Annotated in this window: 26 protein-coding genes and 1 pseudogene; 10 read left to right on the top strand and 17 right to left on the bottom strand. The window is 45.9% G+C overall.

Features of this window, described 5'->3' with window-relative positions; all coding sequences use genetic code 11:
• The 8 genes and pseudogenes from QUB35_RS09980 to QUB35_RS09945 all read right to left on the bottom strand — a co-directional run.
• Positions 1–542, bottom strand: a pseudogene (locus QUB35_RS09980) (hypothetical protein); the annotation flags it as partial.
• Positions 543–1,274: 732 nt separating this feature from the next.
• Positions 1,275–1,868 (bottom strand): calcium-binding protein, encoded by a 594-nt coding sequence (locus QUB35_RS09975; protein WP_333141676.1) that lies wholly within the window; start codon positions 1,866–1,868, stop codon positions 1,275–1,277.
• A 103-nt stretch (positions 1,869–1,971) separates the two neighbouring features.
• Positions 1,972–2,511 carry a DUF4347 domain-containing protein gene (locus tag QUB35_RS09970; RefSeq protein WP_333141674.1) on the bottom strand — a complete coding sequence of 180 codons (540 nt, stop codon included), beginning with the start codon at positions 2,509–2,511 and terminating at the stop codon, positions 1,972–1,974.
• A 184-nt stretch (positions 2,512–2,695) separates the two neighbouring features.
• Positions 2,696–3,112, bottom strand: a complete 417-nt coding sequence (locus QUB35_RS09965; RefSeq protein WP_333141671.1) for a hypothetical protein — start codon at positions 3,110–3,112, stop codon at positions 2,696–2,698.
• A gap of 563 nt (positions 3,113–3,675) precedes the next feature.
• On the bottom strand, positions 3,676–4,863 hold the full coding sequence (locus QUB35_RS09960) for a sigma-70 family RNA polymerase sigma factor (protein ID WP_333141669.1): 1,188 nt from the start codon (positions 4,861–4,863) through the stop codon (positions 3,676–3,678).
• Positions 4,864–5,242: 379 nt separating this feature from the next.
• Positions 5,243–6,019, bottom strand: coding sequence for a DUF1350 family protein (locus QUB35_RS09955; RefSeq protein ID WP_333141667.1), 777 nt, complete (start codon positions 6,017–6,019; stop codon positions 5,243–5,245).
• Between the two features lie 567 nt (positions 6,020–6,586).
• Positions 6,587–7,348 carry a glycosyltransferase family 2 protein gene (locus tag QUB35_RS09950; protein WP_333141685.1) on the bottom strand — a complete coding sequence of 254 codons (762 nt, stop codon included), beginning with the start codon at positions 7,346–7,348 and terminating at the stop codon, positions 6,587–6,589.
• A gap of 9 nt (positions 7,349–7,357) precedes the next feature.
• Positions 7,358–7,618, bottom strand: coding sequence for a glycosyltransferase family 2 protein (locus QUB35_RS09945; RefSeq protein WP_333141664.1), 261 nt, complete (start codon positions 7,616–7,618; stop codon positions 7,358–7,360).
• Positions 7,619–8,879: 1,261 nt separating this feature from the next.
• Between QUB35_RS09945 and ggt the strand changes: the two genes are divergently transcribed.
• The 4 genes from ggt (at position 8,880) to QUB35_RS09925 (ending at position 12,352) form a co-directional block, all read left to right on the top strand.
• Positions 8,880–10,607 (top strand): gamma-glutamyltransferase, encoded by a 1,728-nt coding sequence (ggt, locus tag QUB35_RS09940; protein WP_333141662.1) that lies wholly within the window; start codon positions 8,880–8,882, stop codon positions 10,605–10,607.
• Positions 10,608–11,128: 521 nt separating this feature from the next.
• Entirely contained in the window at positions 11,129–12,010 is an 882-nt protein-coding gene (locus QUB35_RS09935; protein ID WP_333141660.1) for a choice-of-anchor L family PEP-CTERM protein, read from the top strand.
• A 6-nt stretch (positions 12,011–12,016) separates the two neighbouring features.
• Positions 12,017–12,169 (top strand): hypothetical protein, encoded by a 153-nt coding sequence (locus QUB35_RS09930; RefSeq protein WP_333141658.1) that lies wholly within the window; start codon positions 12,017–12,019, stop codon positions 12,167–12,169.
• Between the two features lie 18 nt (positions 12,170–12,187).
• Entirely contained in the window at positions 12,188–12,352 is a 165-nt protein-coding gene (locus tag QUB35_RS09925; RefSeq protein WP_333141656.1) for a hypothetical protein, read from the top strand.
• A 166-nt stretch (positions 12,353–12,518) separates the two neighbouring features.
• On the opposite strand, the gene QUB35_RS09920 is transcribed toward QUB35_RS09925, so the two are convergent.
• Positions 12,519–13,676: a pentapeptide repeat-containing protein gene (locus QUB35_RS09920; protein WP_333141654.1), complete on the bottom strand. Its 1,158-nt coding sequence runs from the start codon at positions 13,674–13,676 to the stop codon at positions 12,519–12,521.
• 108 nt (positions 13,677–13,784) lie between these two features.
• Positions 13,785–14,633 (bottom strand): alpha/beta hydrolase, encoded by an 849-nt coding sequence (locus QUB35_RS09915; RefSeq protein WP_333141652.1) that lies wholly within the window; start codon positions 14,631–14,633, stop codon positions 13,785–13,787.
• Positions 14,634–14,860: 227 nt separating this feature from the next.
• Here QUB35_RS09915 and QUB35_RS09910 point away from each other — a divergent pair, with 227 nt between their 5' ends.
• A complete protein-coding gene (locus QUB35_RS09910) occupies positions 14,861–15,331 on the top strand; it encodes an aspartyl protease family protein (RefSeq protein WP_332983681.1) in 471 nt (156 codons plus the stop codon).
• Between the two features lie 124 nt (positions 15,332–15,455).
• Here QUB35_RS09910 and QUB35_RS09905 read toward each other — a convergent pair whose 3' ends face one another.
• Positions 15,456–16,181, bottom strand: a complete 726-nt coding sequence (locus QUB35_RS09905; protein ID WP_333141650.1) for a DUF3120 domain-containing protein — start codon at positions 16,179–16,181, stop codon at positions 15,456–15,458.
• Entirely contained in the window at positions 16,174–16,758 is a 585-nt protein-coding gene (locus QUB35_RS09900; RefSeq protein WP_333141649.1) for a hypothetical protein, read from the bottom strand. The genes QUB35_RS09905 and QUB35_RS09900 overlap by 8 nt, the downstream gene beginning before the upstream one ends.
• A 487-nt stretch (positions 16,759–17,245) precedes the next feature.
• Here QUB35_RS09900 and QUB35_RS09895 point away from each other — a divergent pair, with 487 nt between their 5' ends.
• On the top strand, positions 17,246–17,452 hold the full coding sequence (locus QUB35_RS09895; protein ID WP_333141647.1) for a hypothetical protein: 207 nt from the start codon (positions 17,246–17,248) through the stop codon (positions 17,450–17,452).
• Positions 17,453–17,472: 20 nt separating this feature from the next.
• Complete coding sequence (locus QUB35_RS09890; protein ID WP_333141645.1) at positions 17,473–18,702, top strand: ferrochelatase; 1,230 nt, start codon at positions 17,473–17,475, stop codon at positions 18,700–18,702.
• A 20-nt stretch (positions 18,703–18,722) separates the two neighbouring features.
• On the opposite strand, the gene QUB35_RS09885 is transcribed toward QUB35_RS09890, so the two are convergent.
• Positions 18,723–18,932, bottom strand: coding sequence for a hypothetical protein (locus QUB35_RS09885; protein WP_333141643.1), 210 nt, complete (start codon positions 18,930–18,932; stop codon positions 18,723–18,725).
• A gap of 694 nt (positions 18,933–19,626) precedes the next feature.
• Complete coding sequence (locus QUB35_RS09880) at positions 19,627–19,986, bottom strand: hypothetical protein (protein ID WP_190744682.1); 360 nt, start codon at positions 19,984–19,986, stop codon at positions 19,627–19,629.
• 579 nt (positions 19,987–20,565) lie between these two features.
• Here QUB35_RS09880 and QUB35_RS09875 point away from each other — a divergent pair.
• The gene (locus QUB35_RS09875) at positions 20,566–20,838 is read left to right on the top strand and encodes a hypothetical protein (RefSeq protein WP_333141639.1); all 273 of its coding nucleotides are present in this window, start codon (positions 20,566–20,568) and stop codon (positions 20,836–20,838) included.
• A gap of 120 nt (positions 20,839–20,958) precedes the next feature.
• Here QUB35_RS09875 and QUB35_RS09870 read toward each other — a convergent pair whose 3' ends face one another.
• From QUB35_RS09870 to QUB35_RS09860, 3 genes are all read right to left on the bottom strand, one after another.
• Positions 20,959–21,363 (bottom strand): type II toxin-antitoxin system VapC family toxin, encoded by a 405-nt coding sequence (locus tag QUB35_RS09870; RefSeq protein WP_333141637.1) that lies wholly within the window; start codon positions 21,361–21,363, stop codon positions 20,959–20,961.
• Positions 21,363–21,587, bottom strand: a complete 225-nt coding sequence (locus QUB35_RS09865; protein WP_333141635.1) for a DUF2281 domain-containing protein — start codon at positions 21,585–21,587, stop codon at positions 21,363–21,365. Before QUB35_RS09865 ends, QUB35_RS09870 begins: the two co-directional genes overlap by 1 nt.
• 237 nt (positions 21,588–21,824) lie before the next feature.
• Positions 21,825–23,180 (bottom strand): aminotransferase class V-fold PLP-dependent enzyme, encoded by a 1,356-nt coding sequence (locus QUB35_RS09860; RefSeq protein WP_333141633.1) that lies wholly within the window; start codon positions 23,178–23,180, stop codon positions 21,825–21,827.
• A 95-nt stretch (positions 23,181–23,275) separates the two neighbouring features.
• Between QUB35_RS09860 and QUB35_RS09855 the strand changes: the two genes are divergently transcribed.
• Together QUB35_RS09855 and QUB35_RS09850 are read left to right on the top strand one after the other, a co-directional pair.
• The gene (locus QUB35_RS09855) at positions 23,276–25,126 is read left to right on the top strand and encodes a TM0106 family RecB-like putative nuclease (RefSeq protein ID WP_333141631.1); all 1,851 of its coding nucleotides are present in this window, start codon (positions 23,276–23,278) and stop codon (positions 25,124–25,126) included.
• The gene (locus QUB35_RS09850) at positions 25,123–26,325 is read left to right on the top strand and encodes an esterase-like activity of phytase family protein (protein ID WP_333141629.1); all 1,203 of its coding nucleotides are present in this window, start codon (positions 25,123–25,125) and stop codon (positions 26,323–26,325) included. The genes QUB35_RS09855 and QUB35_RS09850 overlap by 4 nt, the downstream gene beginning before the upstream one ends.
• Positions 26,326–26,372: the final 47 nt, after the last annotated feature.

The raw sequence follows: 26,372 nt of genomic DNA, 5'->3' as shown, positions 1-26,372 counted from the left end.
GAAGGTTGGGACAATCCGTTAGGATTATTAGTTGACTGGGGTTCTGTGGGTTGAGGTTCAGAGGCTAAATTTTGGGAGGAGGGTTCCAATTTTGTAGCAGAAGTAAACCAGTTGGATGTTTCTGATAAAGGGCTGGTTTCTGGAAGGTCGGAAACGCTTGGAGCGCTGCGAGGTGGAATAATGTAATCGGGTTCAGTAGATGGCACAGAAGGTTGGGACAATCCGTTAGGATTATTAGTTGACTGGGGTTCTGTGGGTTGAGGTTCAGAGGCTAAATTTTGGGATGAGGGTTCCAATTTTGTAGCAGAAGTAAACCAGTTGGGTGTTTCTGATAAAGGGCTCGTTTCTGGAAGGTCAGAAACACTCGCAGCAGAGGCATCCAGTTGATTGGATGTGTCGAGTAAATTGGAGCGAGTTTCTGCTATGGCTGGGGTTGAGTAAGCGATGCTCAGGAGAGCCAAACCGACGACAATACTAGCATTGTATGCTCTTGAAAGGAGCGCCGTAGGGTTAACGATAAATTTGAGGAGGTTAATCATCATTAAAAGCGCGGAAAGTAGGGATTAAATATATTAGTTAATACAGTGATTCAATTCGGATATCCTGATGATTTAATAACAATTCAATTTCTGGCTTTAATATTGTGATATATCAATAGGCTTGGGTTAATTCCGAGCCCGCCTAGCCAAGGGCGGGCACGGGGGCACCGCCCCTACGAAGGGTGGGACAAGAAATTACTCAAATTCCCCCTTTTTAAGGGGGATTTAGGGGGATCTCCGAGGAATAAATAGTTTTAACCCAAGCGTATTGTGTTATATATAGCGGGTCTAATACCAATTTTTTATGAGGCCCCGTAGAATCTGATCCCCCCTAACCCCCCTTAATAAGGGGAGTAGGGGGTGGGACAAGATTCTTCTCAAAGTCAACCCCTACTCCCCAACAATCAGGGGGAGTAGGGGGTATGCGAGGGGCATCGAGATATGTGCAACTTCACATTAAATTGGTATAAATCATTGGTACAAATAAATATGTAGGGGTAGTGCTACCCCTACTCCCCGTGCCTACCCCCCACGGATCGGGGCAACCACGGGGGGTTGGCCCATACAAGAATTAAATAATTCATTTAGGTTCGCTATAGATGCAATAAAAAAATATTTATTGGGATGAATATTTTGAATTTTTAATAATTATAAAATCAGAATCAAGGGTGCGCTAACGGAAGTTAACGCACCTGATTATTTCAGAATTTAGACAATTAGACAGGCGCGACCGCCCTAAAATTCTCCGTTAGACAAGCCGGATTTTGGGATAAAATCAGCCGCCCCAATCCCGGCGGAACTTGTGTTAACTAAAGAAGCGAGGGTTTCTCCGGTTGATGCAATTTTAATTAACGTGGAACTACCACTTTGGGCAATCTGTAAAGCGCCGAAAGTTAAACCTCCATCTAATCGGATTTTGTCTTGGCGACCTTGGAAGCCATAGATCAGATCCTGACCCATTCCTGGTGCAAGGACAAAGGTATCAAATCCTGCATCCCCGTAGAGCCGATCGCTCCCTGCACCGCCATTGAGGAGATCGTTACCATCACCCCCATAGAGGATGTCATCACCCAGATCGCCGAGGAGTTCGTCGTTACCGGCATCACCGTAAAGGCGATCGCTGCCTTGACCCCCCCGCAACGAATCGTTATCATTGCCACCGTAGACAATATCGTCGCCCAAATTACCATTGATGGTATCGTTTCCGGCGTTACCATAGAGGACATCGTTTCCGGCGTCACCGTAGATTTGGTCACCAGCCGCAGTACCCCGCAGAATGTCGTTATTGGGTGTACCGTAGATAGGCCCGTAGATTAACTCGCTCGTCATGAAATACTTTCTCCTGAAAAATAGTGAATTTGCGTCAAAGTAGCGAAGAGATAATTTACCTCCATACACACCTGAAAACTTGGCGCTGAAAGAGTTACAGAGGTCAGCGTGCAAAAAAGTCGCAGAAGTTGCCGCCGTGGCCGCCAATTGCTGAATTGTTATGGAAGCTAATACCGTTCGTCCTCACCAAACCGCTATTGAGCAACTGAGAACCACCGAGTCCTGCGGCACTGCCAATGGGTAGGGCAGAGGTAGCGATTTGAGCGCCTGTTAGTTCGTGGAGTCGTGCGATGAACTCTTCGCCAGCATCTCCGGCTGCAACCTTACAGCCATAGAAGACGAGGTTGGCAACATCCCACTTTTGGAGATGCGGGGCGTAGTGGATTAGGGTATCTAAACTTAGTTGGCTATTGCCCAGATACAAGCAACCTGGGGAACCGTGGGAAATAATATGAACGGCATCGGTATTTGGACGGTGTTGTAAAACCAGGCTAATTTGCTCGATGCCATCGGCCGTCCCATCTAGGACAAAGACTTCAGTAGTGGAAATGACATCCTCAATGAGTAGATCGGCGTTTTCTACTCCAGCATCGATAAAAACAATTCTGGTGGCTGGATTGATAGTTTTTGAAGTATTTAGCATGGGTTTCATCGGGGGAATGTCCTGTTATTCATCAGAAGGTATTGCGGATAAAAACACCCTATTAATAAGGATCTCGGCTGACTGGTTGGTTCGAGGGAAGCGGAGATCCTGATCTGATATTTGAACGGAGATAAAATTGATTGACCGGTGAGGTTAGCTGGCTAGCTAACCTTTCACAACCGTTCTAGGGAGTGGGAGACTTAACAACAGCATTGTTAGTAGCGGTACCAATCTGCACGTTGACAGTTCCAGCATTAAACTTATTCTCTTGTGGGGTAGCTCTTGCGGTGTCAGAAACGGGCGTAACGTCGAAACCAGTCGGATTGCCGACAGTCGTAAAAGCCTGTATCCCTGCACTACCCAGAGCCCAAGCTGAGTTCTGTAAAGCATTGCCCCCTCCAGCAGCACTGTAGTTGAAAGCAGCAGCAGAAGCGTTTTCTTTACCGACCGCCGCCGAGACAGCCACACCTGTAACTTTGTCGGAGTTAACGGTGAAAGCTGCGGAACCTGCTATACCACCTTCACCGGCACGGGCTACGGTAGCGAAACCAAAAGCATTGAGAATAACGAGACCACTAACGAAAGCAATACGACGAATCATAATTTTTCAACTCCAGGGTTGGTTTTTTGTGTTCTATTAGTTAGACGTTTCCCGAAGGCGATTTGTGAATAATTCAGTCTTTAGATAGATGACATCTCTAACTTTTGGGGGTGACCAGGTTTGAGGGAGGATTTGACCAATTCCTGCTACGCAGTCGATCTCTCAATACGGTTCAGTTAAGCTCGATCCCCCCTAACCCCCCTTAAAAAGGGGAGTAGGGGGTGGGACAAGAACTTACTCAAAGTCCCCGCAACGATTCGGGGGATTTAAGGGGATCTTCGAGCAATAAATAGTTTTAACCCAAGCGTATTGGTCTATCTCTTCCTGAAAATCTAGATTGACGAAACCAGGGATGCCGAATTTTTCCATGCCAAATTCGGCCTAGCGCCATATCGCGCCAGTCATAGAGAAAGCGAGAATATAGGGGATTGCAGCTCGCGGCAGCATTAATGCCCAATACGCTTGGGTTAAAGAAAATGTTGGGCGGAGTGAAACGGAGGGTTCGTTCCACGGGCCCAACCTACGCACTACTGATTTAAAGCGATTTTCTGCCTGCCTATTTTTCAGATGGAAGAAAGCCAGCCGCCACTGTCTGCCCACATCCTCCTGTACAGTGGAAAAAGCGATACAGCAGACGCACCGTTGCGCGATATGCCTGCGGCACCCTGGGGCGATCGCATTTCGGGCGATCGAACATCGGTCAAGTATTGGTTTTCTCTGTTGAGAAACTGGGAATACAGCGGATTGCAGTCGCTGATGGTACAACAGCCCTGTGCGGGCAGCATTAATGATGCCTGTACACCAAGAGCTTTTTGGCTTTCCCAAGACTCAGAAAGTAATCCGCTGTAGGGGTTAGGGGCGATCGCTTTTTCGCTGTCATCCCCCAGACTATTAGCCAATATCCGTAGGGGCGAATAATCCTTCGCGCCTAGATGCAAAACACACACCGCCGCTTCTTGCTGTTCCTCACCGACAACAATTTCTCTTTCTGTGCTCTCCCCATCAGATTGAGCATTCACTAAAACCGATTCTTGAATTTCCCCACCGGCAACAATTTCTCTTTCTTCAATCTCCTCTGTTACCGTTTTTTTTTCAACAATATTCTGAGACTTTTTCCCTTTTGCAGATTGAGGAGAAACCCTCGACTTAGGATTAGACAAATCCGCGTCAGTCCCCTCTTCACCGAAATTTTCATTGAACCGCTGACGCAAAATTGCCCGCGCCTGGGAAATCCGCTTGCGGACGTTATCGTAAGATATACCAAGCTGTTCTGCAATATCTGGATAAGATAGCCCTGATTCAAAATGGAGAAGAAAAGTCTCGCGCAATCTATCGGGCAACTCATCTATTGCCTCGCGAAAAAATAATTCGACTTCACCCCGCATAGCAGCGCGAACTGGTGTTTCTTCTTGGCTGATTAATTCGGTTTCGTTTCCTAAAGCAATGGTGTCTAAACTGTCAACTCCTACTGCACCCCTGTTGCGCTCTCGATGGATATCGGCGCACAGGTTATAAGTCAGTTTGGTTAACCAAGCCTTAAAGTTTTTGATATCATCCGTACCATCTCTTGCTTTCTCCCAAGCTTTCAGCATCGCGCGACTGAGGGCATCTTCGGCATCGGTTGGGTTGCCCATCCACTTGCGACAGCAACGGTAAAGGTAATCTTGATTATCCTGCCATAATTTCCAAAAAGCTGAATCTATATCTGGAGTGCATGAGGAAGGGACTGATGCAGAACTAGAAATTAACATCTGTGGGTGCCGAAACTCTAAGTGGACAAACAACTGGCGATTAATTTAGGCCGTAATTTACCTAGCCTCAGATGCACCTATCACCATGTTGACTCACCACTCAGGCTCATGTCAGTCGGAAAAGTCGGATCTTTTAAGTCGGAAAAGTCGGAAAAGTAGGATCTTCGCGGCTATGAGTGCATAGCTGAGACATCCCTTGGCAGTTTTAGGAGTTACGCAAACGGCTTTTTAACACTATTGGTAGTGTAAGGTGCGCCATAAGCACCCTACAGATAGAGTTTATGCGTAATTCCTAAGTAGCCTGTGCGCCATATGCACCCTACAGATAGAGTTTATGCGTAATTTTTCAATTTAATGTCACCAAGCTAAAATCTGAACTTTAAGATTTAAAATCCTTGGACAGAGGATTAAGCCACAGCAGAATTGTCTGTTTTAATTGATTTAATTCTCGATACACTTCTTGTTTGACCCACTGCCCGATCGCGTCGAAGGGCGTAAAAATTTGACCCACAGGCCAGCTAACATCTTGCCCCAAGGGCGTTTGATGGTTGCCCGCTAGAGTCTGAACTGTAATCATGTCGGGAAATCGTGCTTTTAGCAGTTTTGTCAACAGCAGGGTTTGGTCGATGTTGTCGCCGTTAAATTTGACTAAAAGATTGCGCCGGATTTGATAGCTATCTTGGACGAGGCGATTGGTGTCTTGCGGGGACGGGGTAAACTCAACGTTAAAGACGGGGGAAATTTGCTCGACGATCGGGATTGCTTCGGATGCTGCATAATTGTTGAAAGAGATCAGGATATTGCCTGCCCTTTCTATGTCAAATACAGAACCGATCAGCAAGTGCAGTTTGCATCCCATGCTGTGTCCCATGCCGTAAACGGGGAGATAGGAAGATTTGAGCAATTTAGTGGCCCGCAGGCGATCGAGGGCATTTTCAAATTTGTTGAGGACATCGCGGGCGATCGCAATATGATCCAAAGTATTGACAAACGGCGTTGCGACTACAACATATCCTTGATTCCCCAAAGCCTCTAACAGCCAGCGATAGGTGAGTTGCGGTGCTGTCGCCACAAATGCACCGCCGAGAAAATGTACGATCGCGATCGGTCTTGAAGGAATTAATACCCAGTTACCAGAAATTTCTTGCCAGTCCATAAATTCAATCTAATTCCAAATAAAAAGGCGATCGTCCTCTGAAGGTAGAAGGCCGAATGTTTTATAAATTTTTGCTTTTATTTTCGGCCTCAAAAAGGGGTTTGCTACCCATTTTTTAATTCCAAAAACTTTCCTTTTTACTTATACATTATTTATTCTAACTGTTGTGGGGGCAAATAGCACGGCTGGCGATCGCTGCTATTTTCGCCCTGTATAAGGTTGAAGTTGGCGATCGAATAAATCAAGGCTGACATCCGCGACTTTCAAAAATTTTTATATTGTGTCCCATCGCACGGCTGCAAGCCGCTGTAGCTGGTATTGCGGGTAATTGACCCTACAGGATATTAACAGTCAAATACGGATCAAAACCCGAATATCGCGTATTAATCAGCCCCAGGGCTATCAACTTTGATTCGGCTGTATTGGCAGCACCTCATTTCTTGACTCAACCCGCATACAGCAGTTCTCAATCTTGGTGAGGTATGCCCTATGCCCACGGAGGCCTATGCCCGCTTATCAAGTGTGCACCTCATGTTAATGAGAAAGGCTATACAAGTATAACATCCTTTAGGACAACCCCCCGATTTCAGACGATCGCTGGGGGTTTAATTCTGGCGAATGACTGATACCTTCTGCGGTTTGATGACTCAACTTTTCGTGAGTCTTCATCCATTTCCACTTGTGCACAGTAGCTTGAGGATTGAGCACTGTGGTAGCGATGCCGTAAACAATAGTAGGCAAAACCTCCCGATTTAACCAACTTTGTCCCAGCTTTCTCATGTAGTGCAGTGCCAAAACTTCTCGAAATTTGTTAAGCTTTTGCAAAAGCGGCAAATTCTTAAAACATAACTCTTCGTACTCCTGGAGTGATAACTCTTTTTCTCCCCGCAAGCGCCACAGTTGGTTTTCCTTGACACAATCAGAAGCTATGCGCTTCTTCAGCCAGTGCTTATCTGTGAGAGAGTTCCCTCTAATCCGATAATTTCCCAAAGGTTCTGTCGCCGCTAGCAAACCGTACTTTTGAGCAATTTTGGTAAATAACTCTGTATCTTCTCCTACCTGCCAATCTTCGGGAAACCCGCCTTCTTGGAGTAGAATAGAGCGATCGACTACAACAGAAGACGGGAAAACCCAAGGACATTCGCCTGTCTCCTTAATCGCCTGCATTTCTGCTTTAGTGGTAGGATAGGTGGGAATGTAACTCAACTTGTTGCCGCGCTTGTCTAAATACCGCAAAGCGTGAGCCACAGCTTTGACTTCGGGATTGTCTGCGAGCATCTTCAAACAAACTTCTAACTTATTGGGTTCCCAGGTATCGTCGCTGTCGATAAACGCTACCTACTCGCCCGTTGCCCGATATATCATTAAATTTCTAGCCTTAGAAACCCCGTAATTTTGGGGATTCTGGAAGTATTGAATTCTCGAATCTTGCTCGACCAGCTTAGCAGCAACTTTGTCAGTAGCGTCAGTAGAGCAGTCATCAACAATTAAAATTTCTAGATTCTTGTGGGTGCCATTGAGTACGGAGGCAACTGTCTCGGCCAGAGTGTCGGCAGCATTGAATGCAGGAATGATTACGCTGACTTTTTGGCTGTTCATAACTTGCATTAAGGTGTGGTTTGGTAGTTGTTCGCCGAAGTATATAGCAATCCTAAATGATTTGTGTAATTATTGTAGGGGCTCTCCCCACGCCCGGTTGCCCCGATGCAGGCTGGGGTAGGCATTCTTAGCACTACCCCTACATATTTTTACAACTGATGCGAGGATTGCTATAGTCTCGAAGCAGACACTCTGACTCATTTACGTGCAAGTACCTGTAGTCAGGAAACGGGCCTAGATACTGCCAATATAACAGGTTTACGGACATTAGTGCGAGCTACCATAAGGAGGGGACAGCCGTTAGCAGGCGGAGTGCAGACTATTATTTGGCGGGCAATTTTTCTGACACGAAGGCCACGGGTGCGAGGGATTGAGGGTTTTTACGGGGGACTGGAGTTGTCCTAAATTCGATCGCATCTTTTTGCTTTAATAGGACTTACCCAGAAAAACCCGGTCTCAATCAAAATCATTGGTTTGAGAACTATAGAGCTACTAAAAAACCTGGTTTCTGACTCAGAGCGATTCCGGTTAATCGGTGAGCATAAAATTGTTTTTCATGGGCCAGAGGCTGGCGAGTGAGGACTTTGATTCCTCACTCGCCAGCCTCATTATAATTATTTAATCAAACTTGAGAGCCAGATTGGGTAAATCCTGTTGTATTGATTAACTAACCAGTCGAACAACTGCCCAAAAACGGCTATAGCAATCCTAAATGATTCAGATAAATTTGTAGGGGTAGTGCTAAGAGTGCCTACCCCCTATCTATCGGGCAACCGGGCGTGGGATTGCCCCTACAATAATTATGCAAATGATGCGAGGATTGCTATATGCTAAATCTGCTCTATGTTGGATTACCATAGCCATCACCTAAAATACTGATTATTTTGCTGTTGCTTAATCATGCTCTGAAACAAAAATAATTTGAAGATTCAGAAGCTTTGTGAATCCTGGTTTATATGATTGGCATCTTTAGTTTTTTCTATCGTAAATCAGCAACGGCGTTTTTGTAGGTTCCTCAGCTCTTTTGAAATCGGTATTTTCTTAAAAAAGATGCTTTTTCAAACTTGTTTAATTATGAATTGGCCATAAGCTGTCCCTGATTTTTCTCTTCCTCTTGTACCGCGATCGCCTCCCAGGGTCAAATCGTTTTTCCGTCTGCCATAACAGGTAATTTATCTGCGATTGAACTTAGTATTGCTAGTTCTTAGGGAAGACCATCATAAAATTATACTGTAAAAAATCCTCGCCTCACCCGTAAAAAATGTTGCCAAATTTCTTGAGTAAAGTGCGAATTTATACTTGTTGCCTAACAGTCTTGGTGTTGGGTGGCTGCCAGCAGCAGCTACAGCCAAACTTGCAGCAACAGCGCAGCAAACAGGGGATGGCAGTTTCAGCTCACCCTCTGGCGAGCGCTGCGGGGCTGGCCGTGCTGCAACAGGGCGGCAATGCAGTGGATGCGGCGGCTGCTACGGCTTTGGCGATTTCGGTGGTGGAGCCTTTTTCGGCGGGTATCGGCGGCGGGGGTTTTTTGCTGCTGCGGCGGGTGGAAACGGGGACTGTGCAAGCGCTGGATTTCCGGGAACGAGCTCCGAAACGGGCGGCGCGGGATATGTACCTCGACAAGCAAGGGAAGGTGCGCCAAAGGGCAAGTCTGGACGGGCATTTGGCGGCGGGTATTCCCGGCACTGTTGCTGGACTTTATACGGTGCACCGCGAGTATGGTAAGTTGCCTTGGGCACAGGTGGTGGCGCCGGCGATCGCCCTGGCGGAAAAAGGCTTTCCGGTAAGTTCGCGGTTTACCACGGCTACCGGGCGACGACAGGATGTACTCAAAAAAAACCGGGCGGCGCGGGAGGTTTTTACTCGCGGTGGCATTTTATACCAACCTGGTCAGCTTTTGGTGCAGCGGGATTTGGCGCGGACTTTGCGACAGATTGCACAAAATCCGCAGAGTTTTTATAGCGGGGACATTGCGCGGGCGATCGCCGCCGATATGGCTAAAAATGGCGGCATTATCACTCTCGAAGATTTGAAAAACTATACGCCGATTTGGCGGAATCCGGTTTGCGGCAACTTTCGCACTTACGAAATTTGCGCGATGTCGCCTCCTTCTTCCGGCGGCGTTCATTTGTTGCAAATCTTAAATATTCTGGGAGATACGGATCTCAAGAGGTTGGGGAGGCAAAGTCCAGATACTTTGCACTTGCTGGCGGAGAGTATGAGGATTGCTTATGCCGATCGGGCTGAGTATTTGGGCGACCCGGATTTTGTGAGTGTACCGGTCAAAGCTCTGACTAGCACCAATTATGGCAAATTCAGACGATCGCAAATCCAAATGTCAAAAGCCAGACCCTCCAGCGAGGTAAAAGCTGTTGACGCTGAAACTTTGAGCCGCTTTGTGTGGGAGTCTCCCGAAACTACCCACCTCACGGTAGTTGACAAAGAGCGCAATGTGGTATCCTTAACTTTTACAGTGAATGGCGGTTTTGGGGCGGGAGTCGTGGCTGCGGGTACGGGAATTTTGCTCAACAACGAGATGGATGATTTTGCAGTCGCGCCGGGAGTGCCGAATTTGTTTGGTTTGGTGGGCTCCGAGGCAAATTCGATCGCCCCAGGGAAGACTCCTTTATCGAGCATGACGCCGGTCATCGTGACAGAAAATGGCAAATTTCGCCTCGCTGCGGGGGCTCCCGGAGGCAGCACGATTATTACCACGGTGTTGCAAATTGTACTGAACGTATTGGTTTACGACATGAATGTCGGCGATGCTGTATCTGCACCGAGGATTCACCATCAGTGGCAGCCCGATCGCCTGAGGGTGGAACGGGGAGGTTTTGAGGCTGCGACGCTTTCGGAGTTGCGGCGGCGGGGACACCAGATTGTTGAAGGTGACGGCTGGGGCAATGCCAATGCGATCGTCCTGACTGCAGACGGTTGGTTGGAAGGGGCTGCCGATCGGCGCGGGGAAGGAGAAGCAAGGGGATTTTAGTCAACAGTCAGTCGATTAGAGATTTTAGATTTTAGACTTCGGCCAGCGGTCGAGTGGCGCGAGGGTCGAAGGATTTTAGATTTACTCCACAGATGAATCTGGGATGTTGAACTAGGGTAAAAAATTTTGATCTCTCTACGACAGGAATCGGGGGCTTGTATGGTTTTTTTGGGGGAGGTCATGAGTCATGAGTCATTAGTCATTAGTCCTTAGTCATTAGTCATTAGCTATTAGTCATTAGTCATTTTGGAGAGCGCCAACGGTATCCAAACCGGGTTTCTTGGGTCTCCAGTGCGTAAGTCCTGAAATTATTAGTCTGTGTACGTGTATTTTTGCATCCGTATTTTTGCGCTGATGTTTATAGGCTGACTTATTGCCAAGAACTACCAAAAAGAATAACCATAGAAAGCGTATATACACTTATGTGTAAAGTTATTGTAAAGGCACTAGACATTGATACTTATATAATGTAAAAATTAAGTTGTGCAGAGAATCAGGTTTGTATCTTCCAGGAAAAATTTATGCTAATTACTCACAAAATTGCTGCCTTAACAGCTACATTAACTACTGCTCTGAGTTTGTTGGCAGCGCCAGCAATGGCATTTTCGGTAGGGGCAACTAATAACACTGCGACTTTAAGAAATAATTTATTGGGGGCTAATACAGCCGGGTTGAGTAATTTCTCTGTTTCAATTAGGGGTAATTCGGCTGCTTTTGGTACTTTCACTAATGACCCCTTCGGTTTGACATCAGGTGTTGTTCTGAGCACTGGTAGAGTCGCCGATATACCGGGTACGAATCAGACAGATAACTTCACGATAAAGGACAGCGATTTAAGCACGGACTTTGGATCTGAAGGTGAACAGGGGGATGTGACTCAGCTAAACCTCAGCTTTTTTGCTGATAGCACGGTTCAAAAGTTGTTCTTTCAATATGTATTTGCTTCTGAGGAGTTTCCTGAGTTCGGCGCTTATGAAGAATATAATGACGATTTTGAACTGCTGCTGAACGGCACTAATTTGGCCAAATTGAGCGACGGAAAAACAGTTACGATTAATAATCTGGTTCCAGATCCATATAATCGCTCTACATATCACTCAGACTATATTGATAACCCAAGTTTGACAGGTATTGCTGCTAACATCGTTAAGCTCGACGGTTTTACTAAAGTTTTAGGTTTTGAGGGTTTGCTCAAGCAAAATCAGAGGAATGTTCTCAGTATCCGCATTAAAGATGTGGGCGATGGCAAGTTAGATTCTGCTGTATTTATTAAAGGCGGTTCTGTGGGGACGGTTCAAGCTGAGCCGGTTCCCGAACCGATGACTGTGGGGGGTTTGATGGCGGGAGGCGCTATGCTGGCTGCTGGACGAAAGTTACGCAATGGCCGTGGCGGAAGTAATTAATAACGGATGTTGAAGGCAGAAGGCAGAAGGCAGAAGGCAGAAGGCAGAAGGCAGAAGGCAGAAGGCAGAGGGCAGAAGGCAGAAGGCAGAAGGCAGAAGGCAGAAGGCAGAAGGCAGAAGGAAAAAACAGAACAGGAACCATTTTGGCGGTTGGTGTAATATGAATCTCGATTAGCCGTGTTGGAGACAGAAAGGGGGTTTGATGAACGAAAAGACCTCGTTGCAGTTGTTGAACCGGGTAAAAAAACTCGGTTTGTGCGATCGCGATCGCGTAATATCATGTCAAGTAATTTAAGCATTATGGGTACGCAGCGAGGAATGCAAGTCCTCATACAATTGTGACGACGAAGGCCCTCACTACGAACCAATTTTATTGCGGTTGTTCTAGCGGACAGAATATAAGTTTTTATCCCAAATTCGCAAAGGGCGGATTTTTTTGTGTTTGGAGTTGCAACAAATATTGCGGGTAAAACCCGCGTCTACAACCACTGACTAAAAACTAAATAATTTAGCTATGAACAGTACCGTCGGGTAAGATTGTACCTGTTAATGTAGTCCGGGTAAGTTTGACCATAACTCGATCGCCGTAACCGATTTTCGCTCCTGTCAAGTCAGCACCGCTCAAGTCAGCACCGCTCAAATCGGCTCCGATTAAGTTGGTTTCTCTCAAGTTGGCATTGATCAAACAAGCTCCTAACAAATTAGCCCTGAACAAGTTTGCTTTGTGCAAATTCGCGCCTGTGAGGTTGACGTTGTGTAGAAAAGTATCGCTTAAGTCGGCTTCACTTAGGTTTGCATTGCTCAAGTTTCTCCCTGAAAAATCCTTTTCTTTTAAGGAGGCTCCTTGGAAGTTGGAACCGCTCAAATCGGGAGCTTGCGGCCCAGCTTGGCGGTAAGACTGAGATGGTGGCGGCTGCGATTGGTAGCGCGACGCCTCTGAATAGGGCCCTGCAGGGTTTCCCCCATAGTTTCCCGGATAATTTCCAGGATATTTTCCTGAAGAGGGTTCAGAAGAGTAGCGGGGTTCTTTTGGGGTGGCCGGTGGTGGCTGGGTGTTTTGCTGCTGGGTGTTTGGATACTGAGTATTTCTGTACTGAGTGTTTTGGTACTGAGTATTGGGTTGCTGATTGTTTTGGTACTGAGTGTTTTGGTACTGAGTATTTGGTTGCTGGGTATTTTGTTGCTGGGTGTTTCTGTACTGGGTATTTTGTTGCTGGGTATTTTGTTGCTGGGTGTTTCTGTACTGAGTATTTTGTTGCTGGGTATTTTGTTGCTGGGTATTTTGTTGCTGGGTAGTTTGTTGCTGAGTGTTTTTGTACTGAGCGTTTTGTTGCTGGGTAGTTTGTTGGTGAGTGTTTCTGTACTGAGCGTTTTGTTGCTGGGTGTGTTTGTGCTGGGTGTTTTGTTGCTGGGTGTGTTTGTGCTGAGTATGTTTGTGCTGAACGTTCTGATTCTGACCTCTTGGTTGAATCGATCGCAATTGTTCGCGAGCTTGATTAATTTCCTTAATCTTTTCTTCAGCTTTCTGTAGTAGTCTGGGATTGTCTTTGGGGATGCGATCGGGGTGCCAAATGAACGCTAAATCCTTGTAGGCTTGGCTAATTTCTTCTCTGGAAGCTCCCGGCAACAGTCCCAGCACTTTATAGTATTGGTCGAGGTCGTTCATTGTACCACCTTTCGCTTTAAGAAATTAGGAATTAAAAATTAAGATCGGAGCAAAAGCCGTTCTCAAAGCTTGCTTGTCCGATCGTGCATTAGATGAACAATAACTCAGCTAAGCCGCTGCTGGCAAAAAGTCTCGAATTCGCTGCAAGTATGTTGCAGCATCCTCCAGCATCGGAAAGTGAGCCGTATTCGGAATTATAACAAATTCTACTTTTTTGCTGAGGGAGGCCGCTTGCTCTCCCATGACGGCGGGGATAATTTGGTCAAATTCTCCTGCCACAAGCAGTGTGGGAACACTCAGCCGCGCAAATTCTTGGGGCATTTCCTCGGCTGCTCTTTTGCTGACGGCTGTCACCATTGTACCTATAGCAGCTTGCTCGTCTGCCATTAAAAAATCCTTGAGAAACGCCAGACTGACCTCTGTGGGCAGGGAACGGCGCAAAAACCGGGCCATAAATAGCCGATCGGCAAAAGGGATCGATGCCAGCCAAGATGGTCTAAATTTTACCACATAGCCACCGAATTTGTGAAAAGTTGTAAAGGCTTTTTCATCGTATTCAAAAATCCCGCTGCAAGTGAGAATTGCTTTTTCTACTTTTTCAGGGTAAAGGTTGAGAAATAAAGTAGCAATTGATGCACCTGTAGAGTGAGCATTGAGAAAGACGCGGCTTAAATTCAGAGATTCTAATAATTCCGCTAAGTCGTGGGCATAGGTTTCGAGTTCGTAGCTGGACTCAGGAGGCTCTTTCGGCAAAGGCGATCGACCAAAACCTCTCATATCGTAAAGCAAACAATCAAAATCATCAGCAATAGCCCGTGCCGTGCTTTCCCAGTAGCGCGCTGATCCCGCCCAGCCGTGCAGGAATACCATCACTGGTTTCCCGCTAGGTTGGGCCGTGTTATCTGCCGTTATCCACTCGTAATAATGTTCTACACCGCGAATTGAAATGAAAGACATGATTAAGTAGTTTTGAGTTGTGAGTGATAATTTTAAATCATATAGGAATGAGGGGCGATCGCGTCTCATATCAAATCCGGTTGCATCGTCCTGTATTCATCTCTGTATTCTCTCCCTCTGCGTTCTCTGCGCCCTCTGCGGTTAAATCATTCCGATGCTACCGGAAACGATATCAGTTAGCCGAACTCGTATAATGTAAGCAGCAAAAGATTAAAAGGAAATTTAATATGAAAGAATTAAATAAATTAGAATTGGATGGAATTAAGAACATGGGGGCAGTTAAGACTCAGGTAAAGCTGACCAATGCCATAGATGAAGCTCTAATTAGTCGGGGGTTGCTCGCGCCTCGGCTGTTGCGTGAGTGTGAAACAGAAGCTCTCGTAGATACAGGATCGGTTTACCTAGTAATTTCAGCAGAGATGGTACAGCAGCTAGGTTTACGAATTATAGGACAGCAGCTTGTTAAGTATGCTGATGGTCGTCAGGAAACCGTAGGAGTAACGGAGGCTATATTAATTGAAATTGAGGGGCGTAGGACTACCGAGGATGCTCTGGTAACAGGTGATGAGGTGTTGATTGGTCAGGTGGTTTTGGAGAAGTTAGATTTGCTTGTCGATTGTAGGAATCAGCGGTTAATCGGGAATCCCACTAATCCTAACTATCCTGTAACTTATATCAAGTTAACAGGCGGATGCTAAAAAAAACACCCAGATTACCAACTTCTTAAAAAAGTCGGTAATCTCAAAAAAATCTGCGTTAATCTGCGTCAACCCGCCCACATCTGCAGTCAAAAATTACCAACATAGGAACCAATCATAAATCTTAAGCCGCAGAAGCAGCCAGCCAAAATAAACCATCTACCAAAAGCGTGCTTAACACCGCGCCGCTAAACGCGCGCCAGTGCAGTTGCGTGCCCCGCAAACTCAGCAAACCGACTGTTAGCAACACAGCGATTAAAACTAGAGCGCAACCTATGCCCCAAGGAGTTTCAATTTGACCGATCGCACTTTGAAAAATCGGCATTGCTAATTCCGGTTCCGCGTGCATCACTTGCCGCCAGTAGGGCATCAACCCAGTTAAATAAAAATATAAATCAGTAATGGCAGTACCGAATAGCGAACCCAAGTAAAAATATCCGCCAACTTTTCCCCAAGATTTGCCCAAGCACCAAATAGCAAAAGGCAAGCCAATTGATTCTATAGGTAGATGTAAAATTGGTTCCCATCTAAACCACCCCCAATAGATAGAACCTGCCAGCCAACATCCGGCGAATCCTAATAATAAATCTCCCCAAAGTTGTGTTTTGGGGCGGAAAATTAGAATTAAACTCAGAACGAACCAGGGGATAGTTGATAGCAAACTGATGGTTGGATATAAGCGCACTAACGGTGCTTGCACGAAGACGGGAATTGAGACTAAAAAAGCTGAGGCACCAAATATCAACCACTGTTTGATGCTGTTGGTTGTGGCTGAAGTGAGAGAATTGTCTAGGCGGGCGATGGTGGCAATAGGTGCGATCGCTGAGGATACTAAATTTAGATTAAACAACTGATTGGACTCCGTATTGTTTCAATAGGTGGACTAAAAATTTTGCTGCGGTTGTTGGTGCGACAGTCTCAATCCCGGCGGCGGTGTGGCTGACGTGCCAGCCTTTTGCCGTTTGAGGAGCTCGCCATAAATCCAAATGTTCGATCGCGGGATCTGCATAAAAGCTTTCTCCACCGCCACCGAGAATTGCCGAACTCCAGTGCGTAAAGCGATCGTGGCTGATTCGGTGGATCGGAAAATTGCCCCCCAGGGGTACTCCCCAACCGTCTAAGGCAAAAAATGCCCCGACTTTGCCGCCGAGTTGCTGCCACATCCAAGCCGCCCCGATCGCCCCGGCTACTCCTGCCGAAAAGCTGACAAATACTAGACTTTCTCCTGCTAAGTCTTCGGTGCACAAAAAGTGCAATATGTCAAGAGCCGAGAAAGGTGGATATTTATGAGCGGGAAAAATCTTGACACGATCGACTATTTGCTGGTTTGGGCGATCGGCTACCAGTCCCCAAAGCCCCGAAAGTCCCGTCAGGAAACAGTCGGTTAGCTTTGGTTCGTGGAATCCGGGGCAAATTACCAGTCTCATAGTTCGTCAAGAAAGTTAATATAGTTCGCAACATAACTTTATCATATGCCTACTATATCATATACTACCCCAGGGGATAGGGTGTTAAACTTATAATAGAGTCAAGTTTGAAGAGTATCCCCCCAAGTTAAATGCTGGGAACGCTCCAAACCCCATTAATCTGAGGCAAGGTGAGGGAGTCTTAAGAAAACATAAAACTTATCCCCCCCGACCCCATTCCCTGTCAAGCTTAGCAAAGCCAGATTCTAGTTTTAAGCAGTTCTGTATTTAGATTTAACTTTTCTGGCGGCGTCGAAGCCCGGTCCAAAAAAGCTTAAAGAAACAGGATTGTGAAAATTAGAGGCCTGCCAGCTTAGCTGCCCTACGAATTTCGGGTCAGGGTCAATCGATTTGAGATTTGAGATTTGAGATTTGAGATTGACTTGCGCGAGATAAATGCGGAGGCTTGAGGATTTTCGATTTGGGATTGATTCCACGGATAAATCACGTGGCGGGTACCACCTTTGAAATTCTTGGTCAAAAAACCGACTTAGGACTGATGCTCATCAATCCGGTTTCTAGGATAAATAAGAGGTTGCACCGGGAAGTATGGGCCAAGAAACCGGGAATCAGCCCCGCGCACGTCTGTCGTGCGATCGCACACAATGAAAAATCTCCGATTCCCCCTTCATCCTGCCTGGATCTCTTAGAATAAATAAAATTGAGGAATACAAAGTGGTTGCTTCTCCAGAAAAAATCGATTTCAAAACATCTGCAGCACCCGCAAGCAACGATCGCGTTGCTGTATTGCTGATGGGTTACGGCGAAGTCGAAAGCTACGACGATTTTGCCAACTACAACGAACAAGCTTTAAATTTGCTTACGGCAAAGTTTGCGCCAGTACCGCTTTGGATTTATCCGCCGCTGGCGAAGATTTTAGCAATCTTTGACTTGCACGAGTGGAGTCACCAACACGGTCAATTCGTTTCGCCGCACAATGCAATTTTTGAACAGCAGCGCGCTGGGATTGAAAAGAATTTACAGGAGAAATGGGGCGATAAAGTAAAAGTGTTCAAAGCTTTTAACTTTTGCGCGCCGTTTTTGCCGGAACAAGTAATCCCTCAAATTCAAGCAGAAGGATTTGACAAAATTCTGATTTATCCGCTGTTGGTAGTTGATTCTGTTTTCACCAGCGGCATTGCAGTCGAACAGGTGAATAAAGCTTTAGCACAAACCTTTGATGGCAAAGAACATTGGGTAAAAGGACAGCGCTACATTCCTTCTTTTTACGATGAACCTGCTTACATCCAGCTAATGGCGGATTTGGTTGAAGAGGAAATTAAGAACGATTTAGCTGTAGCGCATTTGCCTTCTCAGATTGGGATTGTGCTGATGAATCACGGTTGTCCGCACAAGGCGAAGGGCTTTACTTCGGGAATTGTGGAAAGTCAAGCTTTGTACGATCGCGTGCGGGAACGTTTGATGTATCGCTATCCTTTGATTTCGGTGGGTTGGCTGAACCACGACACGCCGCTGATTGAATGGACACAGCCGGATGCGACGTTAGCTGCGAAGAATTTGATCGATCTGGGTGCAACTGCGATCGTCTTTATGCCGATCGGATTTGCGACAGAAAATCACGAAACTTTGTTAGATGTAGACCACATTATTGAGTCTTTGCAGAAACAGCGTCAAGGAGTTACTTACCGCAAATTGCCTTGCGTTAACGACCATCCAGAGTTTCTGAAAATGGCCGCTGAGTGGGCAAATCCGCAGATTGAAGCGTTGTTGAGTGAAACTGCGATCGCTGTTAATCCGAGTTTGGCTGCGGCGCACCGCGAGCACGCGCATTCTCATGAAGGGCACGGTCATTCTCATGGGGGACACGGGCATTCTCATGGTGATCACGGGCATTCTCATGGTGATCACGGGCATTCTCATGGCGGGCACGGGCACAGTCACTAATAGGACTTGGGCCTGAGAGCTCAGAAACCGGGTTTTTTGCGAAGATACTGCATGGAAATGGCAGATTTAGTGAAAAACCCGGTTTCTTTTGTTAGGGTGCGTAGGTCGAAATTTGGGCGAAAAGGGCGATCGGCTACGGGATAGCTATGCTTTACGGCTTTTTTATCAGATTTTCTGTGCTTGTCAAACATCCGCTTAGTCGCTACACTGTAGATACTCTGTATATACATTATTTTACCAAAGGTTGATTAACAGTAAGACTTTTTCTGACATTTGCTAACAATCACTTACATTTGCCTTCTGGTCTTCATGTCATATAGAATGAATTTAGCCACTCAGATGTAGGTGAAAAACCTTGGTAGTACGCAACCGCTATATAAATAAGTTGCCTCTACATTATCAAAGCAAATAATCAGATTGGCGTGGGGCTGTAAGCGATAACCAAGCTGAAGGCAAGAATATAAGTGCTTGTAGAAAATTCTACGGGCATCGGTTGATACGCCTTGGTTGATATCTGATCTCAACTTATGTATTTGTTAGCAAATGTTAGCAAAAAAGTATCGGTAAATTCCTCAGAGTAATATTACTAGCTAGGGCATCGGTACAGTATTAGGAGTTGACAAAAAAAGAGATGAAAGGCTTGTGAGATGAGGATTACATCTGTTCACAATCTTAAAGCATAGCTTTGAGCAGTGAACAGATGGATGACGAGGCGAACAAACTTCTTACTCACTATCTTGGGGAATAGGTGTTGCGCTCGCGCCCATTTTCCAGCTTCCCATCGCGCTCGCCTTACTTCTCTCCTAACTCGATTTTCGATTTTTTGCTGAAAATCAGTTGATCGCAAAAACCGGGTTTCTCCACAATCCAAAATCTTTTTGGTGAATATCAGACTGGAAAAAACTCGGTTTTTGCCTACATTATCTATTTCTTGAAGTTGAGCGTAGGCGTTTTACAAAGGTCAACACCATATAACTCAGTGGATTTGCCGTCTGAGTATTCGGCGCTGACATCAAAAATACAGCCCGCTTCCGAGCCGCCGTAGTCAGCTTGATCCCAAGAAAAATTTTGCGTTTCCCGATCGGCAATGGGGGACGGTAGCTCGTTTTTTCCCCAATCATTTGTATCGGGAGGGCCGATATAGATGGCTGTCATCGTCTTGCCGCTGTTGTTAATTACCGAAATTTTGATTATCTCAGCGAAAACGCTAGCTGCTGTCAGCGCTAACAGGGGCAGTGACAGCCCCGCAGCGATCGTTACTTTGCTTAACAACTTGTTAATCATTTACCCTCGTACCTCAAGAAGTGTGATATTTATTTAACTTTAGCAGAATACTTTTTTAAACGTCTCCTGCTCAATAGTCCGGACAGTTTTTATATGGCCCAATGGCTTATTCTCGGTTGACTTCGCAGCCCCTGTGGATAATTAAATCAATGTCAGCTCCACCCCGCTCGTTGCATTTAATTGGACTTTATTTATGATCCTTGCGCCGCGTAAGCTTGTAGTCTCGTTCCAAAAACTGTCCGGAGTAGTGCTGCTAAAGTAACACTAATTGAGGCGTATTAGCCACAACTTTATGAAAGCACCCTACAGGCCTGGAACTTAAATTATAAGCTTAGGAATGAGAATTAAATAACTTACACAAGGAAAGTGGGGTGTCCCGCCCGCCCTTTTTGGACGGGCGGGCGGGACACCCCACAATAACAATTACAATTGTAAGTTATTTAATTTGCGAGCCTTAAGCACAATCATCGTATTAATATCCATAATTTATCTTTACAGATTAGAGATTAGAGGAAAAGAAAAATTATTTGTCCGTACATTCCTGCTCCCATAATCTCTCTATTTAGCACTCGGTTGCGGATGCAAACAGTAGTCATTGCAGCCCATAAATGGGGTTTTTCGCTAAATCAAATTGCCGCTGAGTATGATTTAAGTGAAGCTCAAGTGAACGATGTATTCGCTTTTTATGCAGTCCACTGTCAGGAAATAGACGCCTCTATTGTCGCCGAACAAATTATCGAGCCTATCGTTCGTCGGCGGTATTCGCTTGAGGAGTTGGTTGGGGCGATCGCGCCTGAGAATCTTCATAATGAGATTGACAGTGGAGTTGCTGTGGGGAACGAAGTGTGGTGACACAATATTGCTATTTGTATGGTGCGTCGCTGTGAGATTTTCCTGCTAGTTGAAATAGCTACGGGAAGCGACGCACCCGAAGGTATTACTGTAGGGAACGAAGAGAGTTTCCTGTCATACTCACCAAATTGTTTGAATAGTAGTTAACGCTTGAATTTTTGCGTCGCGAGTAACTAACGGAAGACTCAAAGATAAAGCAGTAGCCGCAATAATCCTGTCTGGCATATCAGGAACCGTTGCCCTGTCAATTTGTTGAATAGTTGCCGAGATATTGCGATCCAAAGGTGCTAGCATAATCCCCACATTTGGATCGTCCGCAGCATTTAAAACTCGTGTCAGCACCTCGCCTGCCAAACGCCCTCGCTCAATCAAGTAAGAAATTTCTACAATTGTAATTGCGGAAAAGTAGATAAAATTTCCCTCATTAACCGCTTGCTCTAATGCTGTTAATGCTGCTGGCGACAATCTTGGCAGTTCAAAAATGTACCAAATTAGGGTATGGGTATCTGCTACGACTGAGGGCATCAAACAATATCCCTGGGAAAATTTCCCCACATTTCTTGTCGGGCTTGGGCGATGTCTTCTTCCGTAATATCTACTTTTAAATCAGCACACAACCCTTTGGCACTCTTTAGCGGTCGTTTAGCCATAGTTTTTTGTTGAAGAAATTCAGCAAAATCTAAAACTTCTTGCTGTCGTTCAGGGGGCAATGCCCGCAACTTATCTAAAACTGCTTGCTCTAAATTCATCGTTTATTGCCCTCCGTAATTACTCTAAAATTATCTTCACGCTTTTACTTACCAAATTCAAAAAATGTGCTTGCAACCTACTTACCATATTATAAGGTAAATCCCACAAAAAACTAACGCCTCTTGCATCCTAGTTTGAAATAATATTTTTCGGATTGGAGTGCGATCGCCTCTAATTTTGTAGGTGCGTCGCTATGAGATTTTCCAGCTATTTGAAATAGCTCAAGGCGACGCACCCTACGTTATGGCGATCGCCCCAACCAACTTATCAATCTCCGCCTCAGTGGTAAAATAGTGAACACAAGCCCGCACACAATCAGGATTAAGAATAGTCCTTACCATAATCCCCTGTTTTTCCAACAAATCGACAAGCTTTTTGTGCGGCATCCCATTAGTTAATCGAAACGAAACCAAACCAGCTTCCGGCGCAGATTTTCGCAAACATTCCACATCGGGAAGTTCCGACAAACGCTGCCAGAGATACTTACTCAAACGGCAGATTTCTGCATACCTTTCTTCAATCGTACCCCATTCATGTTGCAGGGCGATCGCACTCCGCAAACCCGCATACAAAGGATAAGCCGAAGTCGCAATTTCATAGCGCTGCGATCCAGGCTTCCACCCAAGAACTTTAGCATTAGCATCCGTCACAATTCCCCGCCAACCGATAAACACCGGATGCAAATCTGCCAAAGCTTCAGCACTCACATAAAGTCCCCCCAAACCTTCCGGGCCGCACCACCATTTGTGACCAGTAAAAGCATAAAAGTCAACCCCTGATTCAATCAAATTTAAAGGCAAAACCCCCACAGACTGAGCCGCATCAACTAACACCCTAACTTTGTGCTTCTTTGCAGACAAATCCTCTTGTCTCCCCCCTTGAATCAGGGAAAAATCCTCTTGCCTATCCCCTTGAATCAGGGAAAACCCCTCTTGTCCCCCCCCTTGGCAAGGGGGGGTTAGGGGGGGTTTTATATCTGTTTCCCCATCCCCTTGAATCAGGGAAAACCCCTCTTGTCCCCCCCCTTGGCAAGGGGGGGTTAGGGGGGGTTCATGACATAATTTCACAATCTCAGCCAGAGGCAAAACTTGGCCAGTATTCCACAAAATGTGACTGATTACCAACAAGCGAGTATTTGGCCGCAAACTATCAGCAATCACCGCCACCGGATCACCCTCATTCAAAGTAGCCGTCAACGGACAAATCGAAACCTCAATGTTGAAACGGCGCTGAAGTTCCATTACACTAGCTACAATGCCGTGGTGCTCGCAATCAGAAAGCAGCAAATGGTCGCCTGCTTTCCAGTCAATGCCCCACAGCGCAATATTGCAGCCGACGGTGACATCTTCAGTCAGGGCGATGGTTTCAGGAGGTACCGTCAACTCAGATGCGATCGCACGTCGCGTCAGCATCGCCTCCTGAACCACCCAAGCCCCCACCTCCCCCGAAAACGGCCCCCCAAGCTGCACCCGTTTGTAAGCCTCATAAATCGCCTCTAAAGCAGGCTCAGGCAGCGGCCCTTGTCCGCCGTAGTTAAAATAAGCTTTATTGGCCAAAGCTGGGAATTGTTGCCGGTGATTGTCCTTTGTCATTTTTTTTGGGGAATTATTGATAGCGTTAATATTGAATAAGTAATGCTGTGAATTTTATACCTTTTGCCTGATACTCTATGCCTTGCGAATACTAAATGTTAATAACTGACAAACTACTACTTTCCTATCAGCGATGCCATCTCCGAGCATTTTTAGATACCTGCGGAGACTGGAAACAACTAGATCCCCCCAGCGACTTTTTGCTGAAACTGATGCGCGACAGCGCGGCATACCAGCAGGAAGCTTTGGAACACGAGACTTACCAACAACCATATTATCCTAGAGGGGATTGGGAAGCCGGCGCGGCCGCTACATTGAGTTTAATGCAGCAAGGGGTCGATCGCATTTACCGAGGAGTTCTGATCCAGGGCGAATTCGGCAAAACCAACGGCGCAACAACTTCTCTGGTAGGAATTGACAGTCAATATTTCCCAGAATTTGGCGAAATCCCCGAAATTCCAGTTCATCTTTCATCCTCCAATCTTCCCTCTTCAAACATTACCCTGATCAGCCGCCCCCATTTATTAATCAAACAGCCGGGACAATCAAAATTTGGCAATTGGAGTTATATTACTGCGGATATTTGGCTTAGCAAGCGACCAAAACAAGAGTATCAAATTATCGCTGCTTTTCACGCCCAAGTTTTAGCTTCCGTACAGGAAACAATGCCCGAGGCTGCGTGGCTGATGCTGCGAAAAAAAGGGTGGTGGCAGGTGAATCTCGACCAGCGAACTCCTCAGATGTTCGAGATTTTAGATGATTGCATTCAGATGATAGAAAATCGGGATAAACCAGAGGTGTTTATTTCCCGGCAAAAGTGCAATCTTTGCGGTTGGTATACTATCTGTCACGCCGAAGCAGAATCTATTAAACATCTTTCCTTATTGCCGGGAGTTACTGCCAGCCGCTATGCTAGACTAAAAACTCTCGAAATTACTGATGTAGAAGCTCTCGCTAATGCTAGTTCCGAACTGCTTGCTGAGTATCCAGAATTCCCGGACAGAGTTGCTTTTGATGTGGTGCAGCAAGCTCGATCGCACTTGCTAAATCAACCGCTGTTGCGGGAAGAAGGAAGTTCGGCAACGGATTTTGTAACGGATGTAACGGATGTCAGTCCGATGGAAGTCGGAAGAGGGAAGAAGGAAGAAGGAAGGCAAGACACGGATTTTGACACGGATACAGGGATTAACGATCGAGAAGAACGTAGAAGTGAGAATTCAGAAGAACTTAACTCATCTGAAATAGTACCAGATATTGTAGACAATATCTTGAATGGCATCGCAGTTGAGGAAATAAAAATTAGAGAAAATAAGCCTGCGACATCTTCTATACCTGCGCCAATCCTCCGCAAGAAACCAATTCCCTATTCCCAATCTGTCTTTTTGCCGATCGCCCCAATCGAACTCTACTTTGATATTGAAGCCGAACCCGAGTTAAACTTAGATTACCTCCACGGAGTCTTAGTTGTTGACAGGTACAACAATACGGAAAAATTCCACGGTTTTTTAGCAGAATCAGCAGCAGAGGAAGGTGCAATCTGGCAGCAATTTTTAGAATTAATGTGGACTTATCCCATTGCTCCGATTTTCCACTTTTGCGACTATGAAGTCAAGACTTTTAAGCGACTGGCTAAACTTTACAATACTCCAGCTTATTTGTGGAAACCCGTGCTGAAACGGTTTGTAGATATTCACAAACAAGTGACGCAAAAGGCGATTATGCCGGTGGAAAGTTACGCACTCAAACCAATTGCCCGCTGGCTGGGTTTTGATTGGCGAGATGCTAAGGCTAATGGTGCTCAGTGCGTCTGCTGGTACGACGATTGGCTCAAAACTGGCGATCGATCGCTCTTGGAGGCGATCGTCCGCTACAATGAGGACGACTGTCGTGCTACTTATGTGGTTAAAGATTGGTTGACCAATTTTTTGCTAAATCATGAGCCGTGATTTTCACATTTAATCAACCGCGAAGGAAGAAAGGGAAGAAGAAGGTAGGTAATAATGTATTTATTGGTAAAATGCGAAAGCTAGCAAAAGCAACTATATTTATTGCCTGTTTTTTGATGGCAGCAACTGTTGCTATTTGGGTAAACCAGTCAGCCAAATCTTTCGCCGTTACCAAAATAGATTTTATCGGCAGAGCAATATTTCCGACAGGTTCTCCGTTTCAGGGAACAGAAATTGGCGGACTTTCGGGCATTACTTATGATGCCGAAAAACAAGTTTATTATGCCATTTCTGATGACCGCAGCAGCAAGGCTCCGGCGCGCTTCTATACTCTCAAAATCAACTTGCAATCTGGTAAACTGGAAAAAGATCAAATTACTTTTACTGGTGTCACTACTTTATTAGATGAAAACGGCAAAGGTTTTCCTGAATTAAGTTTAGATCCTGAAGGGATAGCTTTTACTGGCAATAGCGTGTTTGTTTCTTCTGAGGGAGATGTCGATCGCCAAATAAATCCTTTTATCAAAGAGTTCTCCCTCGATGGTAAACTCCTAAAAACGCTGGCAATTCCAGAACTATTTTTGCCGAATGACAAGGGCACTAAGGGCATCCGCAACAATCTCGCTTTTGAAAGTTTAACTTTAACGCCCGATCGCAAATACCTATTCACCGCCACCGAAAACGCCTTGGTTCAAGATGGCGCTGTAGTTTCCCTGGAAACCGGGAGCCCGTGCCGGATTTTGCGCTACGATGCGGTGAGCGGCAATCCAGAAGCATCGTTTCTCTACATCACCGAACCGCTACCCGCTGGTGCGAATCCTGTGGGAAAATTAACTACTAACGGTTTAGTGGATTTATTGGCGATCGACGATAATCGGTTACTGAGTTTAGAGCGTGCTTTCTCCCTGGAAACCGGCACAACTATCAGAATTTTTGAGATTTCTCTGGAAAAGGGCGATCGTATTGAAGCACTCGAAAGCCTCAAAAGCCGTCTGGGCGAGCTTTCTCCCGCTCAAAAACGCCTGCTGCTGGATTTGGAAACGCTGAAAATTCCCCTAGACAACATTGAGGGGTTGACATTTGGCCCCGCCCTGGCGGATGCTAGCAGAGGTCTGATTTTGGTGAGCGACAACAACTTCAGTCCCCTGCAAGAGACTCAAATTTTGGGCTTTCAAATAAAAGTTCAAAAAACCTCTTGACAAAAGGTGAAGTTATAGGCATAATAGAAATTGTGCCTGAAAAAACG

Origin of the sequence: Microcoleus sp. B13-B6 (assembly GCF_036705405.1) — a bacterium.
GTDB lineage: Bacteria > Cyanobacteriota > Cyanobacteriia > Cyanobacteriales > Microcoleaceae > Microcoleus.
Note: the sequence above shows the minus strand (reverse complement) of the source record. Positions and strands in the feature narration are given on the sequence as shown.

Coding starts and splice junctions, on each gene's coding strand:
- QUB35_RS09935 (WP_333141660.1), top strand. CDS start 11,129: ATGCTAATTACTCACAAAATTGCTGCCTTAACAGCTACATTAACTACT.
- QUB35_RS09875 (WP_333141639.1), top strand. CDS start 20,566: ATGCAAACAGTAGTCATTGCAGCCCATAAATGGGGTTTTTCGCTAAAT.
- QUB35_RS09855 (WP_333141631.1), top strand. CDS start 23,276: ATGTTAATAACTGACAAACTACTACTTTCCTATCAGCGATGCCATCTC.
- QUB35_RS09960 (WP_333141669.1), bottom strand. CDS start 4,863: ATGTTAATTTCTAGTTCTGCATCAGTCCCTTCCTCATGCACTCCAGAT.
- QUB35_RS09975 (WP_333141676.1), bottom strand. CDS start 1,868: ATGACGAGCGAGTTAATCTACGGGCCTATCTACGGTACACCCAATAAC.
- QUB35_RS09885 (WP_333141643.1), bottom strand. CDS start 18,932: ATGTATATACAGAGTATCTACAGTGTAGCGACTAAGCGGATGTTTGAC.
- QUB35_RS09955 (WP_333141667.1), bottom strand. CDS start 6,019: ATGGACTGGCAAGAAATTTCTGGTAACTGGGTATTAATTCCTTCAAGA.
- QUB35_RS09965 (WP_333141671.1), bottom strand. CDS start 3,112: ATGATTCGTCGTATTGCTTTCGTTAGTGGTCTCGTTATTCTCAATGCT.
- QUB35_RS09915 (WP_333141652.1), bottom strand. CDS start 14,633: ATGTCTTTCATTTCAATTCGCGGTGTAGAACATTATTACGAGTGGATA.
- QUB35_RS09860 (WP_333141633.1), bottom strand. CDS start 23,180: ATGACAAAGGACAATCACCGGCAACAATTCCCAGCTTTGGCCAATAAA.
- QUB35_RS09920 (WP_333141654.1), bottom strand. CDS start 13,676: ATGAACGACCTCGACCAATACTATAAAGTGCTGGGACTGTTGCCGGGA.
- QUB35_RS09880 (WP_190744682.1), bottom strand. CDS start 19,986: ATGATTAACAAGTTGTTAAGCAAAGTAACGATCGCTGCGGGGCTGTCA.
- QUB35_RS09870 (WP_333141637.1), bottom strand. CDS start 21,363: ATGCCCTCAGTCGTAGCAGATACCCATACCCTAATTTGGTACATTTTT.
- QUB35_RS09970 (WP_333141674.1), bottom strand. CDS start 2,511: ATGCTAAATACTTCAAAAACTATCAATCCAGCCACCAGAATTGTTTTT.
- QUB35_RS09910 (WP_332983681.1), top strand. CDS start 14,861: ATGAAAGAATTAAATAAATTAGAATTGGATGGAATTAAGAACATGGGG.
- QUB35_RS09865 (WP_333141635.1), bottom strand. CDS start 21,587: ATGAATTTAGAGCAAGCAGTTTTAGATAAGTTGCGGGCATTGCCCCCT.
- ggt (WP_333141662.1), top strand. CDS start 8,880: ATGTTGCCAAATTTCTTGAGTAAAGTGCGAATTTATACTTGTTGCCTA.
- QUB35_RS09945 (WP_333141664.1), bottom strand. CDS start 7,618: ATGAACAGCCAAAAAGTCAGCGTAATCATTCCTGCATTCAATGCTGCC.
- QUB35_RS09900 (WP_333141649.1), bottom strand. CDS start 16,758: ATGAGACTGGTAATTTGCCCCGGATTCCACGAACCAAAGCTAACCGAC.
- QUB35_RS09930 (WP_333141658.1), top strand. CDS start 12,017: ATGTTGAAGGCAGAAGGCAGAAGGCAGAAGGCAGAAGGCAGAAGGCAG.